Annotated in this window: 10 protein-coding genes; 6 read left to right on the plus strand and 4 right to left on the minus strand. The window is 63.3% G+C overall.

The genetic code is table 11. The features are described from left to right. Positions 1–93 precede the first annotated feature (93 nt). Entirely contained in the window at positions 94–903 is an 810-nt protein-coding gene (locus tag QMG83_RS07015; RefSeq protein WP_283504668.1) for a ParA family protein, read from the minus strand. Between the two features lie 122 nt (positions 904–1025). Between QMG83_RS07015 and QMG83_RS07020 the strand changes: the two genes are divergently transcribed. The 3 genes from QMG83_RS07020 to QMG83_RS07030 all read left to right on the plus strand — a co-directional run bounded on the left by QMG83_RS07020 (position 1026) and on the right by QMG83_RS07030 (position 6437). Next, the gene (locus QMG83_RS07020) at positions 1026–4424 is read left to right on the plus strand and encodes a pyruvate carboxylase (RefSeq protein WP_283504669.1); all 3399 of its coding nucleotides are present in this window, start codon (positions 1026–1028) and stop codon (positions 4422–4424) included. A 98-nt stretch (positions 4425–4522) separates the two neighbouring features. Beyond that, positions 4523–5941: a MinD/ParA family ATP-binding protein gene (locus QMG83_RS07025; protein WP_283504670.1), complete on the plus strand. Its 1419-nt coding sequence runs from the start codon at positions 4523–4525 to the stop codon at positions 5939–5941. A 4-nt stretch (positions 5942–5945) separates the two neighbouring features. Then, positions 5946–6437 carry a peptide deformylase gene (locus QMG83_RS07030; protein ID WP_283504671.1) on the plus strand — a complete coding sequence of 164 codons (492 nt, stop codon included), beginning with the start codon at positions 5946–5948 and terminating at the stop codon, positions 6435–6437. Positions 6438–6449: 12 nt separating this feature from the next. Here the strand turns inward: QMG83_RS07030 and QMG83_RS07035 are convergent, their stop codons facing one another. Continuing rightward, entirely contained in the window at positions 6450–8282 is a 1833-nt protein-coding gene (locus QMG83_RS07035) for an AMP-dependent synthetase/ligase (protein ID WP_283504672.1), read from the minus strand. 133 nt (positions 8283–8415) lie between these two features. Between QMG83_RS07035 and QMG83_RS07040 the strand changes: the two genes are divergently transcribed. From QMG83_RS07040 to QMG83_RS07050, 3 genes are all read left to right on the plus strand, one after another. Next, a complete protein-coding gene (locus QMG83_RS07040; RefSeq protein WP_283504673.1) occupies positions 8416–9360 on the plus strand; it encodes an ROK family glucokinase in 945 nt (314 codons plus the stop codon). Positions 9361–9426: 66 nt separating this feature from the next. Beyond that, the gene (locus QMG83_RS07045; RefSeq protein ID WP_283504674.1) at positions 9427–10116 is read left to right on the plus strand and encodes a lysophospholipid acyltransferase family protein; all 690 of its coding nucleotides are present in this window, start codon (positions 9427–9429) and stop codon (positions 10114–10116) included. 124 nt (positions 10117–10240) lie between these two features. Next, on the plus strand, positions 10241–11557 hold the full coding sequence (locus QMG83_RS07050; protein ID WP_283505523.1) for a class II 3-deoxy-7-phosphoheptulonate synthase: 1317 nt from the start codon (positions 10241–10243) through the stop codon (positions 11555–11557). On the opposite strand, the gene pknB is transcribed toward QMG83_RS07050, so the two are convergent. Then, entirely contained in the window at positions 11554–13527 is a 1974-nt protein-coding gene (pknB, locus tag QMG83_RS07055) for a Stk1 family PASTA domain-containing Ser/Thr kinase (RefSeq protein WP_283504675.1), read from the minus strand. The two genes, QMG83_RS07050 and pknB, sit on opposite strands and share 4 nt — an antisense overlap. Before the next feature lie 83 nt (positions 13528–13610). Then, positions 13611–14972, minus strand: coding sequence for a lytic transglycosylase (locus tag QMG83_RS07060; RefSeq protein WP_283504676.1), 1362 nt, complete (start codon positions 14970–14972; stop codon positions 13611–13613). Positions 14973–14985: the final 13 nt, after the last annotated feature.

A 14985-nucleotide genomic window follows, 5' to 3' on the forward strand; every position in this document is an offset into this window, starting at 1 on the left:
GTCAGGCAGCAGAGCAGAGCAGAGCAGCGCACGTCCCGCCCTTACAGGCGAGGTCTGTGCACGCGCGGCTGACGCCGTGACGCACGAGTCTGGTTAGACGGAATCGTTCGCGAAGTCGCCGATGCGAGCGGTGCGCATGACCCGTTCGAGCAGCTGATCAAAGTTGCGTGCCATTTCCTGAGCACTTTCACCGGGCCAGACATGCAGGGGCTTTGCGGCGCCCTGAGCCTGCTGCAGCGATGTGCGCTCCGGGAGCTGAGGGCTGAGAACGAGCGGCCCGAACATGTCGCGCAGCTCCTTGATCCTGAACTGGTGCTCGAGTGACTGCGACCGGAGGCGGTTGACGATGATGCCCAGCGGCTGGAGTCGCGGTGAGAGGCCTCGTCTGATCTCCTCGATCGCCCTCAGTGCGCGGTCGGCGGCGGCGACGGAGAAGAGTCCAGGCTCGGTCACAATCGCGACCCGGTCGCTGGCGGCCCATGCGGTGCGCGTGAGCGCGTTGAGCGAGGGTGCACAGTCGATGAGCACGAGGTCGTAGTCGGCCTCGACGTGAGCGAGAGCCTCTTCAAGCTTCCAGATGTCGCGGATGCTCGGATGCGGACCATCGAAGTTGATCGCAGACGGCGAGCCGATGAGCACATCCACCGTTCCGGGTCGCCCCTTGGTCCAGCCGCTGGGCGCTATGGCTGCCCGCACGATCTTTTCCTTGGGGGAGGCGAGGACGTCGGCGATGTTCAGATGCCCGCCCACCTCGATATCCATCCCGGTCGAGACATCGGACTGTGGGTCAAGGTCGACGACGAGGGTTCGGACACCACGGGCGAACGCGGCCGAGGCCAGCCCGAGCGTCACGGTGGTCTTTCCCACGCCCCCCTTGAGGGAGCTGACGCTGAGTACATGCACGAGTAACGACGATACCTTCACTACTGTTGAAGAACCTAAAAGGAGTCGAAATTTAAGGCATCTGCTTGGGTAATTGCCAGCGTCGTGCTCCCATATGCTGGGCAGCGTCAGGAAAGGACCGGATGTTCACGAAGATTCTTGTAGCGAATCGCGGCGAAATTGCGATCCGCGCTATGCGCGCTGCTTTCGAGCTGGGGGCCAGGACCGTTGCAGTCTTCCCCTGGGAAGATCGCAACTCGATGCACCGTCTCAAGGCCGACGAGGCCTACCAGATCGGCGAGAAAGGCCATCCCGTCCGGGCCTATCTCGATGTGAGTGAGATCATCCGGGTCGCGAAAGAGTGCGGTGCCGACGCAATCTACCCGGGCTACGGCTTCCTGTCAGAAAACCCCGACCTGGCGCAGGCTGCATCCGAGGCCGGAATTACGTTCATCGGGCCGCCGACGACCGTACTCGAGATGGCAGGCAACAAGGTCACAGCGAAAGAGCACGCCATCGCCGCGGGTGTGCCAGTGCTGAAGTCGACGCCGGCCTCGAAGGACATCGACGAACTGCTGGCCGGTGCTGACGAGATCGGCTTCCCGATCTTCGCCAAGGCTGTCGCCGGCGGTGGTGGTCGTGGAATGCGCCGAGTCGAATCGAAGGATGCGCTCCGCGGAGCCCTCGAGGAAGCCATGCGTGAGGCCGACAGCGCGTTCGGTGACCCGACCATGTTCCTCGAGCAGGCCGTGGTTCGACCGCGCCACATCGAGGTGCAAATTCTTGCGGACTCGCAGGGCAACACCGTGCACCTGTTCGAACGCGACTGCTCAGTGCAGCGTCGTCACCAGAAGGTGATCGAGATCGCGCCTGCGCCGAACCTCGACGAGACCACACGCCAGGCGATGTACCGTGACGCGATCGCGTTCGCAAAGTCCATCAACTACGCCAACGCCGGTACCGTCGAGTTCCTTCTCGACACGGCGGGGGAGCGCGCCGGTCAGCATTTCTTCATCGAGATGAACCCTCGCATCCAGGTGGAGCACACCGTGACCGAGGAGGTCACCGACGTTGACCTCGTCCAGTCGCAGATGCGCATCGCCTTCGGCGAGACTCTTGCCGCCCTTGGGCTTGAGCAGAAGGACGTGAAACTTCGCGGCGCCGCGCTGCAGTGCCGCATCACCACGGAAGACCCGGCGGATGGCTTCCGGCCAGACACCGGCAAGATCACCACGTACCGCTCACCCGGTGGGGCAGGCATCCGTCTCGACGGCGGAACCGTCGCGGCTGGCGCCCAGATCTCACCGCACTTCGACTCGATGCTCGTGAAAATGACCTGCCGCGGTCGCGACTTCACCGCAGCGGTCACGCGAGCTCGCCGTGGTCTCGCAGAATTCCGACTTCGCGGCGTCACCACGAACATCCCGTTCCTGCAGGCCGTTCTTGACGATCCGGATTTCATCGCGGGAGACCTGAGCACCTCGTTCATCGAGGAGCGCCCGTGGCTCGTGACGGGCCGCCAGTCGAAAGACCGCGGTACTCGCATCCTGAACTGGCTTGCCGAGGTCACAGTCAACCAGCCGAACGGAAGCGGCGAAGGGCTCATCGACCCGAAGCTGAAGCTGCCTGTCGTTGATCTTGAGGCCCCGGCGCCCGCAGGCTCGCGCCAGCGACTTCTTGAACTCGGACCAGAGGGCTTCGCGAGTGCCCTTCGCGCGCAGGTGCCGCTTGCGGTAACGGAGACGACCTTCCGCGACGCCCACCAGTCGCTTCTTGCGACGCGGGTGCGCACGCGCGACCTCGCTGCTGTGCTCCCGCACGTTTCCCGCCTCACCCCCGAATTGCTGTCGGTCGAGGCATGGGGAGGCGCGACCTACGATGTGGCTCTTCGGTTCCTTGGTGAAGACCCGTGGGAGCGGCTGTCCACCATGCGGGAGGCCCTTCCGAACATCGCCATCCAGATGCTGCTGCGCGGCCGGAACACCGTCGGTTACACGCCGTATCCGACCGAGGTCACCGACGCGTTCGTGAACGAAGCGGCGGCCAGCGGCGTCGACATCTTCCGCATCTTTGACGCGCTGAACGATGTCAACCAGATGCGACCGGCGATCGACGCTGTGCTGCAGACGGGTTCTAGCGTCGCAGAAGTTGCCATGTGCTACACCGGCGACATGCTCGATCCTGCTGAGGACCTTTACACGCTCGACTACTACCTGCGTCTCGCCGAGCAGATGGTCGAGGCCGGTGCGCACATCCTGGCGGTCAAGGACATGGCAGGCCTGTTGCGGGCGGATGCCGCGTTCCAGCTCGTCAGCGCACTGCGCGACCGTTTCGATCTTCCGGTGCACGTCCACACCCACGACACCGCGGGTGGGCAGCTCGCCACACTTCTTGCGGCGTCGCGTGCCGGTGCGGATGCTGTGGATGTCGCCAGCGCGCCCATGGCTGGCACGACCAGCCAGCCGTCGGCGTCAGCTCTCGTCGCGGCTCTCGCCCATACCGATCGCGACACGGGGATCTCGCTGCAGGCCGTCTCGGATCTCGAGCCGTACTGGGAGGCAGTTCGCCACGTGTACAAGCCGTTCGAGTCTGGACTGCCGGGGCCAACGGGCCGCGTCTACAAGCACGAAATTCCCGGCGGACAGCTCTCAAACCTGCGCCAACAGGCCATCGCCCTCGGGCTCGCGGACCACTTCGAGAAGATCGAAGACCTGTACGCGGCGGCGAACCGCATGTTGGGGCGTCCGCCCAAGGTGACGCCGTCGTCGAAGGTGGTGGGCGACCTCGCCCTGGCTCTCGCGGCTGCCGATGCCGATCCGGATGATTTCGAGCAGAACCCCGACAAGTACGACATCCCGGATTCGGTGATCGGATTTATGGCTGGCGAACTCGGAGAGCTTCCGGGTGGATGGCCAGAGCCCTTCCGCTCGAAGGTGCTCAAGGGGCGCACCGTGAAGATCGGCATCGAACCGATCACGGCTGAGGACCAGCAGGCACTTGATGGCGACTCCCTGAGCCGCCGCGCTGCGCTCAACAGGCTTCTGTTCGCCGGGCCGGCGAAGATATTCGAGCAGAGTCGCGAAACCTATGGCGACCTCTCGGTGCTCGACACCGTCGACTACCTCTACGGGCTGCACCAGGGCGTCGAGCATGTGATGGAGATCGAAAAGGGCGTCAGCCTGTTCATCGGTCTCGAGGCCATCGGCGAGGCCGACAACAAGGGCATGCGCACCGTGATGGCTACCCTCAACGGGCAACTGCGCCCGGTCTTCGTCCGCGATGCCAGCATCACCGTCGACATCACGTCGGCGGAGAGAGCGGATGCCACCAAGCCTGGTCATGTTGCCGCACCGTTCTCCGGGGTGGTCACGCTGCAGGTCGCCGAAGGTGACACCGTCGAGGTCGGCCAGAGCGTCGCATCCATCGAGGCCATGAAGATGGAGGCCGCGATCACCGCGAACGTTGCAGGCAAGGTTGTGAGGCTGGCAGTGCCTAAGACCCAACAGGTCGATGCGGGCGATCTGCTGGTCGTCATCGAGTAAGCGAGACCGATAGGTCTACTCTCAGCAAGCGCAGAGGTGAGGATAATATCGAATTCTGACCCGGTAAAGTTGGGTGTTTGCACCGAAAGGGATCGACCTTGGTTAACAGCCGCACCACCAACGAGGACGCCGCGTCGGCGGAGTCGATCGATTCCTTCGACGACGATGACGTGACGACGGCAGAGGTTCAGGACGACGCCGAGCTCGAAGACGACGAATCTGACGAGTCCGACGAGATTGACGAGTCCGAGTCCGAGTCCGAGTCCGAGGCTGTGACCGAGCTCGCCCGGGTTGAGCCGACGACCGAAAGCGTGACGTTCACGATGTCGCTGCCCGTGCAGGTGCATGTCACTCCAGACGACGAGGCGGCGGTCTCAATCTCCGAAGTCGCCATCAATCCGGACTATATGGATGTTTCGGGCCCCGCCACAACAACCGTGACCATGGTGGCCGATGAGGTTGCCACGATGCCCGAGGGTGCGGTTGAAGAAGTCGTCATCCCTGCCCTCCCGGCGCCTGATGATGTCTACACCCGCCGCGGTCGCCAGCGTGGAGAAATCTCAGCTCGACCTGAGCCTGCCACCATGCTCACCGCCGAGCGCCTGATCGTCCAGGGAAAGGGCCGAAAAAAGTCGGCCCCTGAGGGTTTCTGGCAGCATCTTCTGTATACGGCGACGTTCCATGGGGTGAACGTTGGAGACTCGTACGCTGTGCGCCACCGCAAATCCATCGACGCCCGGATCAGCAAGAATTTCGAAGGCGGCACGAGGTTCGTGGCCGTCCTGACCCGCAAGGGTGGTGTGGGTAAGACCACCATTTCTGCGCTGCTGGGGATGGCCATGGCCGACGTTCGCGACGACCGCGTCATCGCCATCGACGCCAACCCCGACCGCGGCACGCTCGCGGAGCGCATCACCAGAAACACGCGAGCTACAGTTCGGGATGTCATCACCCGTGCCCGTTCCGTCACCACCTTCAGCGAGTTCCAAACGCTGATCTCGCGGGACGAAACAAGAATGGACGTGCTCGCCTCCGACGCGGACCCGACGGTCTCCGAGGCCTTCGACGAAGATGACTACAACGTCGTCGCTGACATCGCCGAGCGCTTCTACTCGGTGGCGATCACCGACTGCGGAACAGGGATGCTGCACTCCGCAATGAGCGCGACCCTCCAGCGGGCAGATTCCATCATCATCGTTTCGGGCGGCAGCGTCGACGAGGCGAGGCTTGCGTCTGAGACACTGACCTGGCTGGAGTCCAACGGGTATCCCGAACTGGTCAAGAACGCCGTCGTGGCCCTCAACACCGCCACACAGGGCACCAACCTCGTGAAACTCGAAGAGATCGAGGCGCACTTCCAGTCGCGCGTCAGGGCCATCGCCCGCATCCCGTATGACCCGACACTCGCCACGGGCTCGGTGATCAGGTACCTCTCGCTGAAGTCGAACACGCGCAACGCTGCGCGGGAGCTGGCCGCCATCGTTGTCGATGGCCTCGACGAGCAACGGGCATCCTGAATCAATGACGGAACGACAGATTCGCGTTTTCGGCGATCCAGTTTTGCGCTCTGCCTGTGACCCCGTAAGGGTCGGAGACCCCAGGGCGACCGCGTTGGTCGATGACCTGATCGAGACCGTGACGCTGCCCGGCCGAGCGGGTGTCGCAGCCAATCAGATCGGTGTCAGCCTCAGGGCGTTCAGCTACAACATCGACGGCGTGATCGGCTACATCATCAACCCCACCCTCGTCGAAGTTTCCGGCGAGGCTGAGCTCGTCGACGAGGGCTGTCTCTCGGTGCCCGGGTTTTACTTCCCTCGCCTGCGCCACCCGTTCGCGAGGGTAACCGGGGTGGATCTTGACGGTAACCCGGTCGAACTCAGCGGCGACGGCCTCATGGCACAGGCGCTCCAACATGAGACCGATCACCTCGACGGCCATCTGTTCATTGAGGGACTCGAGCCCGCGGCAAAGAAAGAGGCCATGCGGTTGATCCGCATGGCCCCCTGGTACTAATTTCTTCTGGCGCTACTGGCTCAGCGAGATGCCTTCTGTCTCGGGCGCGCCGGCCGCGGAGTACATGCTCTCGATCGAGTCAGCGAAATCCTTCAGGATCACGTTGCGCTTGATGCTCATCTTCGGCGTCAAATGACCACTTGCTTCGGTCAGTTCCGCATCGAGGAGTGTGAACTTGCGGATGGATTCCGCTCGCGAGACCTGTGAGTTCGCGGCATCGACTGCTGACTGCACCTCTGCCATCACCTTTGGGTTGGTGACCGCCTCGGCGAGGGACATTGACGCATCGAGCCCGTTGTTGTTCAGCCACACCGGCAGCATCTCGTCGTCGAGGGTGATGAGAGCGGCGATGAACGGCTTCTGATCGCCGACCACGATGACCTGGCCGATGATCGGATTGGCCCTGATGGGATCTTCGAGAACCGCCGGAGCGACCTTCTTGCCACCCGCGGTCGCAATGATCTCTTTTTTGCGCCCGGTGATTTCGAGGTAGCCGTCGTCGTCGATCACTCCGATGTCACCCGTGCGGAACCACTCGCCGTCGAAAGACTCGGCAGTGGCGGCCTCGTTGTTCCAGTAGCCGGCGAAGATGTCGACACCCTTCGCCTGGATTTCACCGTCTTCAGCGATGCGCACCGAAACTCCGGGGAGCGGCGGGCCGACCTTGCCGATCTTGAAGTTGGACGCGAGGTTGACCGAGATGGGCGCCGTGGTCTCGGTGAGGCCGTAGCCCTCGAGGATCGTGAGGCCGAGGCTGCGGTAGAAGTGCCCGAGTCGTAGGCCCAGGGGAGCGGAACCTGAGACGGCATATTTCACGCGACCACCGAGAGCCGCACGAATCTTGCTCAGCACGAGCCGGTCAAACACCGCGAACTGGATCTTGAGCCCCAAGGGAACATTGCCAGCGTCGACAGCCTTGGAGTGAGCGATGGCCACCTGGGCGGCCTTGCGGAAGATCTTGCCCTTGCCGCCGGCCTCAGCCTTCTGTTCTGACGAGTTGTACACCTTCTCGAAGACGCGGGGTACGGCGAGCAGGAAGGTCGGCTTGAACGAGCCCATGGAGGGCAGAAGCTGCTTCGTGTCTGCCTGATGACCGACCTTCACGCCACCGTGCACCGACAGCACCGCGATGAAGCGGGCAAAGATGTGAGCCATGGTGATAAAGAGCAGGGTGCTCGACTCCGGGTTCACGACCTCAGGGATCGCCTTGGCCGCATTGCGGCAGGTCTCAACGAAGTTGGCATGGGTCAGGACGCAGCCCTTGGGCTTGCCCGTGGTTCCCGACGTGTAGATGAGGGTGGCCAGATCGGCGCCGGTGGCGAGATTGCGGCGGCGTTCGATTTCTTCGTCAGGAACGCCGACGCCCGATGCGGCCAGTTTGTCGAGGTCACCGACGTCGATCTTCCAGGTGTGGGACACCGCGGGAACTTCGTCACGGATCTCGTCAAAACGGGCGAAGTGATCAGCCGTTTCGGTGATCATGCCCTTTGCGCCTGAATCGGTCAGGTTCCACAGGATCTGGCTGGGTGCGGAGGTGTCGTAGATCGGCACGAGCACTGCACCGGCGAACCAGACGGCGAAGTCAATCAGGCTCCACTCATAGCTGGTCTTGCACATGATTCCGATCCTGTCTCCAGGCTCGACTCCTGCGGCGACGAACCCCTTCGAGAGGGCTTTCACCTGCGCGAGAAATTCGGCAGCTGTGACATCGGACCAGCCACCATCGTCGGTGGGGATCGAAAACAAGGCACGATCGGGGGTCGCTTTGACTCTCTCGATGAGCAGATCGGTTGTGTTGGCTGAAGGGTCAGCTTCTACTAGGGCGGGGACGTCGAACTGTTGCACGGCAACTCCTTTGGCACCGGTCGGGGCTTTGGCGCCCAGTCTACGGGGCGATTCGGGACATTCGCGGGCATTTGGAGCCGCGACGGAGAGCTTTTGGGCGGCCGCGTCGCTCTCGTGGGTAAACTCATCCATCGTGCAAGCCATAGGAATTGACATCGGTGGAACCAAGATCGCTGGCGCCGTCGTGACCGAGGACGGCCTCATCGTTGATGAGGAGAGAGTTGCCACCAATGCTGGCGACTCAGAAGCAATCGTCGACGCTGTGGTCGAGATGGTGCAGAGCCTCGCCAGTCGCCATCAGATCGCCGCGGTGGGTGTCGCGGCGCCCGGATTTATCGACGTAGAGCAGTCGACCGTCTATTACACGCCCAATATCAACTGGCGAAACGAGCCGCTGCGGGATCGTCTCACGCAGAGACTCGCCCTCCCTGTGACAATCGACAACGACGCGAACGCCGCAGGGTGGGCCGAATACAGGTTCGGCGCCGGGCGGACCGTCAGCGACATGACCATGCTGACCATCGGCACGGGCGTCGGTGGTGCCATTGTCACGCGCGGCGGCCTGTTCCGCGGAGGCTTCGGCACCGGGGCCGAAATCGGCCACATGCGCATCGTTCCCGACGGACTGCCCTGTGGCTGTGGGGCCCGAGGATGCATTGAGCAATATGGTTCGGGTCGTGCCCTGCTCAGAATGGCGAATGAGATAGCGGATGTCGGCGGAATTGGCCTGCCGCTGGCGGAGGCCAGACGTCTTGAGGGCGAGCTTGACGGCAGCATCCTCGGTGCGTTCATCTCCGAGGGAGACCCGGGAGCGCTTCGTGCACTCGAGCAGCTCGGACATTGGCTCGGGCAGGCGTGTGCTTCGCTGAGCGCGGTGCTCGACCCCGAAATGTTCGTGTTCGGCGGGGGAGTCTCGGTCGCCGGTGACCTGCTGCTCGATCCGATCCGTGATTCCTATCGAGAGAACCTGCCGGCCCGTGGATATCACCCCGAGCCGCAGTTCGTGATCGCCGAGCTCGTGAATAACGCCGGAGTGGTCGGCGCCGCGGATCTTGCGCGATTGAGTGTGCTCGCCTGATCAATCGAGCCTGAGGCCCAGCGTGGCGGCATTAGAGTAGAGATTTCCCGGTCGGAGGTTGGTGCGATGTTCTACTGGTTCATGAAGAACCTGGTGGCTGGACCGCTGATTAAGACGGTTTTCCGCCCCTGGATCGTCGGGCTCGAGAACATCCCCAAGACCGGCGGCGTCATCCTGGCCAGCAACCACCTGTCGTTCATCGACTCCGTGTTCCTGCCGCTGCTCATCGACCGCCGAATCTACTTCCTCGCAAAGAGTGACTACTTCACGGGCAAGGGCTTCAAGAATTGGGCGACGAAGCATTTCCTGCTCGGCACCGGGATGCTGCCCATCGATCGATCTGGCGGCAAGGCCTCAGAGGCGTCGCTGAACACCGGGCTTGCCGTCATCGCGAAAGGGAATGTGCTCGGGATCTACCCGGAAGGCACCCGCAGCCCCGACGGCAAGATGTATCGCGGCCGCACGGGTGTGGCCCGCATGATTCTCGAGGGACACGTTCCCGTCGTTCCCGTCGCCATGGTCGACACCGAGAAGGTCATGCCGATCGGAAGCAAGCTTCCCAAAGTCCGCCGCGTCGGCGTCATCTTCGGCGAGCCACTCGATTTCTCCCGCTTTGAGGGCATGGAGAGCGACAGGTTCATCCTGCGCTCCATCACTGACGAGATCATGTACGAACTCAGCCGAATCAGCGGCCAGGAATATGTGGACGTGTACGCAAGTTCCGTCAAGGAGAAGAAGGCTTCTCGAAGCCGATAGGCTTTGCGGGGCTTTGCGCCCCAGTCCGATCCTGATTCGCCAGTATTCGTCACAGCTAAGGAAACATCTCGTGGTTGACCCGTCCGAACCCGTAGTACTCGCCGATCCCGACGTGATCGCGGGTATGGATTACTGGCGGACGCTCCCCATCAAGCAGCAGCCCAGCTGGCCCAATCCCGACGCTGTCGGCGCCGCATCGGCCAAGATCGCGAGCCTGCCGCCCCTGGTGTTCGCCGGCGAGGTCGACGTGCTGCGTGAGCGCCTGGCACGGGCAGCACAGGGTGACGCGTTCCTGCTGCAGGGTGGCGACTGCGCAGAGACGTTCGCCGGGGCCACGGCCCAGAACATCAGGGACAGGGTCAAGACGATCCTCCAGATGGCAGTCGTGCTCACCTACGGTGCTTCCAAGCCCATCATCAAGATGGGCCGTATGGCTGGCCAGTTCGCGAAGCCGCGCTCAAGCGAAACCGAAACCAGGGGCGACGTCACCCTGCCCGCGTACCGCGGCGATATCGTCAACGGCTTCGACTTCACCCCGGAATCGCGGGAGGCTGACCCTGCGCGCCTCGTCGAGGGCTACCACACCGCAGCATCCACGCTCAATCTTGTTCGCGCATTCACGCAGGGTGGCTTCGCCGACCTGCGCCAGGTGCACTCATGGAACAAGGGCTTCGCTCAGAACCCGGCAAACCATGCGTACGAGAAGGTCGCTGGCGAGATCGACAGGGCGATCAAGTTCATGGAGGCTGCCGGCGCCGACTTCGACGAGTTGAAGCGCGTCGAGTTCTACTCCAGCCACGAGGGTCTGCTCATGGACTACGAGCGCCCCATGACCCGCATCGACTCACGCACGGGAACGCCGTACAACACCAGTGCCCACTTCCTCTGGATCGGAGAGCGAACCCGCGATCTCGATGGTGCCCACGTCGACTACTTCTCTCGCGTTCGCAACCCCATCGGTGTTAAGCTCGGGCCGTCGACGAGTGCTGATGACATGGAGCGGCTGATCGACAAGCTTGACCCGAACCGCGAGCCCGGTCGACTGACCTTCATCACCCGGATGGGTGCCGGCAAGGTTCGCGACGCGCTGCCCCCGCTTCTCGAAGCGATCAAGGGCATGGATGCCACGCCGCTGTGGGTTTCCGACCCGATGCACGGTAACGGACTCACCACCCCCAACGGCTACAAGACCCGTCGCTTCGACGATGTCGTCGACGAGGTCAAGGGATTCTTCGAAGCACACAGTGCTGCGGGAACCTACCCAGGTGGAATCCACATCGAGCTCACCGGTGACGACGTCACAGAGTGCCTTGGCGGCTCCGAGCAGATCGACGAGGCGACCCTGGCGACCCGCTACGAGTCGCTGTGCGACCCGCGACTGAACCACATGCAGTCGCTCGAGCTGGCGTTCCTCGTGGCCGAGGAACTGACCGCCTTCTAGGCGCTGAAGCTGACCCTGAGGGTGCTGCCCTTCGGGGCGAACGTGCCACCCCCGGGGTTGAGGCCTGACACCTTGAAGGAGTCAGGGAGCAGATCGGCGACCCCGTTGTACTGGAGGTCGAAGCCTGCGTCGATCAGCACATCCTTCGCGGTCGCCCACGTGTCTCCCACGACATCAGGCACCTCAATCAGTTCGACACCCATGGAGGTCACGAGGTCGACGGCGTCGCCCTGTCTCACGATCTCTGCGCCGGCGACGGGAACCGCCCGGATAACAGAGCCCTGACGAATCGTGTCGCTGTTCTCCTCTTCGCGAACCTCGCCCACAGCGAGGCCCGCTTCCTCGAGCACGGCCGTTGCATCGCCGACCGTCAGTCCTGAGACGTCGGGAATTGATCCGGATGACACGATCAGCGTCACCGGCTGGCGCTCGCCATACTGTGCCACGCCGGTGAGGCTCGACCCATCACCGGCGAGAGCATCGATCACTGTCCCGGCGCTGACCGCGTCATCGAACTGGCGGATTACGTTGTCGTCGAGAGTGAAGGGAGCAGCCGCGATTGCGGCCTTCGCGTCGTCTTCGGTCATGCCCGCGAATGCGGGAACGTCCAGCAACTGCGGGCCAGTTGAGACGAGCAGCTGAACGACCTCACCCTTGGTGACGAGCGTGCCGCCGGCAGGATCGGTGGCGGCAACGGCGCCGACGGGCACGACCGGGTCGCTGATCGCGCCATTCTCCGGATTCACCGTCAGGCCAACGGCAGTGAGCCTGTCGGCCGCTTCCTCAGGAGACAGGCCAGACAGATCGGAGGGAATGGTCACGCTCGAGCCTGGACCGAAGCCGAAGTACCACCCAGCGGCGCCAGCCCCAGCGACAAGCAACAGGATCACAATGACGATGAGTGGCGCTCGACTCCGGCGCCTCTTGGTTCTGAGCGCCAATTCGGTCGTCGAGTCCGTCGCGACACCGCGGGTGAGGGCTGCCTGTGAGTGAACGGAGGTGGGGGCCATCGGAAGGCGTCCACGCTGGCCGATGATCTGGGTTTCGGCCGTGGCATCCGCCGATACTGCGGTCGGCATCACCATGGTGCGTTGCACCGAGGTCGCCGCCGTTGTGGGGAGCGCCGTCATCAGGTCGCTGTGCACTTCATACAGCCGGTCGAGCATGGCGCGCGCGTCGCGCGGGCGATCATCCGGCTCTCGGGAGGTAGACCAGAGCACCAGATCGTCCAGCTCGGCAGGCACCTTCGCGTTCTTGCGACTGGGGGACGGCACCGAATCATTGGCGTGCTGGTAAGCAATCTGCATCGGCTGCTCGCCCTTGAAGGGCTGCTCGCCTGTGAGCATTTCGAACATCATGATGCCGATGGCGTAGATGTCGCTTCGTGCGTCTGCAACGCCCCTCGTGACAAGTTCGGGGGAGAGGTAGGCGATCGTGCCGAGGAGCGCTGCACCGGTCGCCGTGTTGGCCGATGCCGCACGTGCAAGGCCGAAGTCGCCGATCTTGATTCGTCCGTCGTCGGCCAGCAGCACGTTTTCGGGCTTCAGATCACGATGGACGATTCCGGCCTTATGGGCGGCGGCGAGGCCCGCGAGAACGGCTTCAAGAATGTCGAGGGTCTGCTCGGTGGTGAGCAGCTTGTGCTCGGTGAGCAGGTCGCGAAGGGTGATGCCCGGCAGGTACTCCATCACGAGGTAGGCCATGTCGCTGTCCTGGCCCTGATCGAAGACGTTGACAACGTTCGGGTGAGCGAGTCGCGCTGCCGATCGCGCCTCCTGGATGAAGCGTTCTTTGAACTTGCTGTCGTCGGCAAGATGTCCATGCATGACCTTGATGGCGACGCGGCGCTCAAGTCGCAGGTCTGTTGCGAGGTATACCGTCGCCATTCCGCCGCGCGCAATGCGGGATCGGATCTGGTATCTACCGTCGAGAAGGCGACCAATCATGGGGTCGGTGCTGTTGACGGTCACCCAGTGATTCTAAAGTTCGAGGCTGGACGCCGGCGGTGTTGACACGGCTCGCCGCCAGATCGGACGGTGAATCGAGTTCGGAATCAGCCGAGTTCTGAAAACCAGGATCGCGCGGACGCTTCCCACTTGGCGTACGCCTCGGGGTATGCAGAGATCTGAACCGCCTGGGCCGCGACGGTGAGTGGCATTGACTCCCAGCCCGAAATATCCAGCAAACCTTTGGTGTGACCAGCGTTCGGGTTCGAGGCGCCGCCGTAGAAAAGTTTGGCGGCGTACGACGGCGTCGTCAGCTGGGTCACCGAGCCCCATCCGGCGCTGGGGCGCTGCTGGAAGAGCCCAACAGAATCCCGATCGCCCCAGGTGAGGTTGCGCAGCGTCGACTCCTGCATGGCCGTGGCCAAAGCAATGATGATGCCTTCGCTCGGCACTCCGAGGTCGTGGCCGACCTGAACGATCACGGCGGCGTTCGAGCGCATCTCTTCGTTCATGATGGTCACGCTCGAGCCGACCGACGCTGTCGAAATCGATGCGGGCGCCGTCGGCGAGCCTGGGAGTGCGAGTGTGTCACCGGAGAAGATCAAACTGGATGCCTGCAGACCGTTCGCCTCGAGAAGCGCGGCCTCGCTCACTCCCAGCTTGGACGCGATCGCGCCGATGGTGTCGCCGGAAACGATCGTGTATGAACCTCCGGAGGAAAGCGGCGAGGTGTGCGAGGCCAGGTCGACCGCGAGGTCGGGTTCGATCGCTGCTGGGGGAATGAGGGTGGTGGGAATCGTCAGGCTCTGGTTGGGGAAGATCAGGCTCGACGATCCGAGACCGTTCGCGCTCAATACTGTCGCCGTCGAGACTCCGAAACGCTCGGCAATCGAGCTGATGGTGTCGCCGGCGACGATCGTGTACTTGACCGTCGGGGCGACCTCGACCGCAGGTTCGACGCTGGGGGCTGGCGCCGCGGGACTGCCCAGAGTGAGCACCTGGCCGGGAAAGATGAGTGAAGACCAGCCCAGTCCGTTGAGGGCGAGTACTGACGCGGTGGACAAACCGAATTGACCGGCAATGCTGCTGACGGTGTCGCCTGCAGTGACGGTGTACGAGGTCGATCCGGTCGCGGAGGTCGTTCGGGCCAACGATGCCGCTGTTGTCTTGATGGCGGCGTTCGCTGACGCCACCGCTTCACGGATGGTCTTGCCCAACTCCATCGCGGATCCGCGCGGCTTGAGGACCGGCCGAGCCTCAGCGGGCGCTACGGGCCCGGTCAGATTGAGCGCCAGGGCCGCCATCGAACCGACCAGAAGCACCGAGCCGGTCGTGAACGCTGTCTGAGCGGCCTTGCTTCGCTTGGGGGCAGGACGCCATGGGGATCTGGCTCGGCCGTGGGTCGAGGGTGTGAGTCCACCGAACACGCTTCTGGCCACGCTGTCCGTGGTCTCCGGAATGCCTGTCATGTGTTGCCTCCAC

The sequence above is a fragment of the Salinibacterium sp. G-O1 genome, assembly GCF_030063305.1.
Classification (GTDB): Bacteria; Actinomycetota; Actinomycetes; order Actinomycetales; family Microbacteriaceae; genus Rhodoglobus.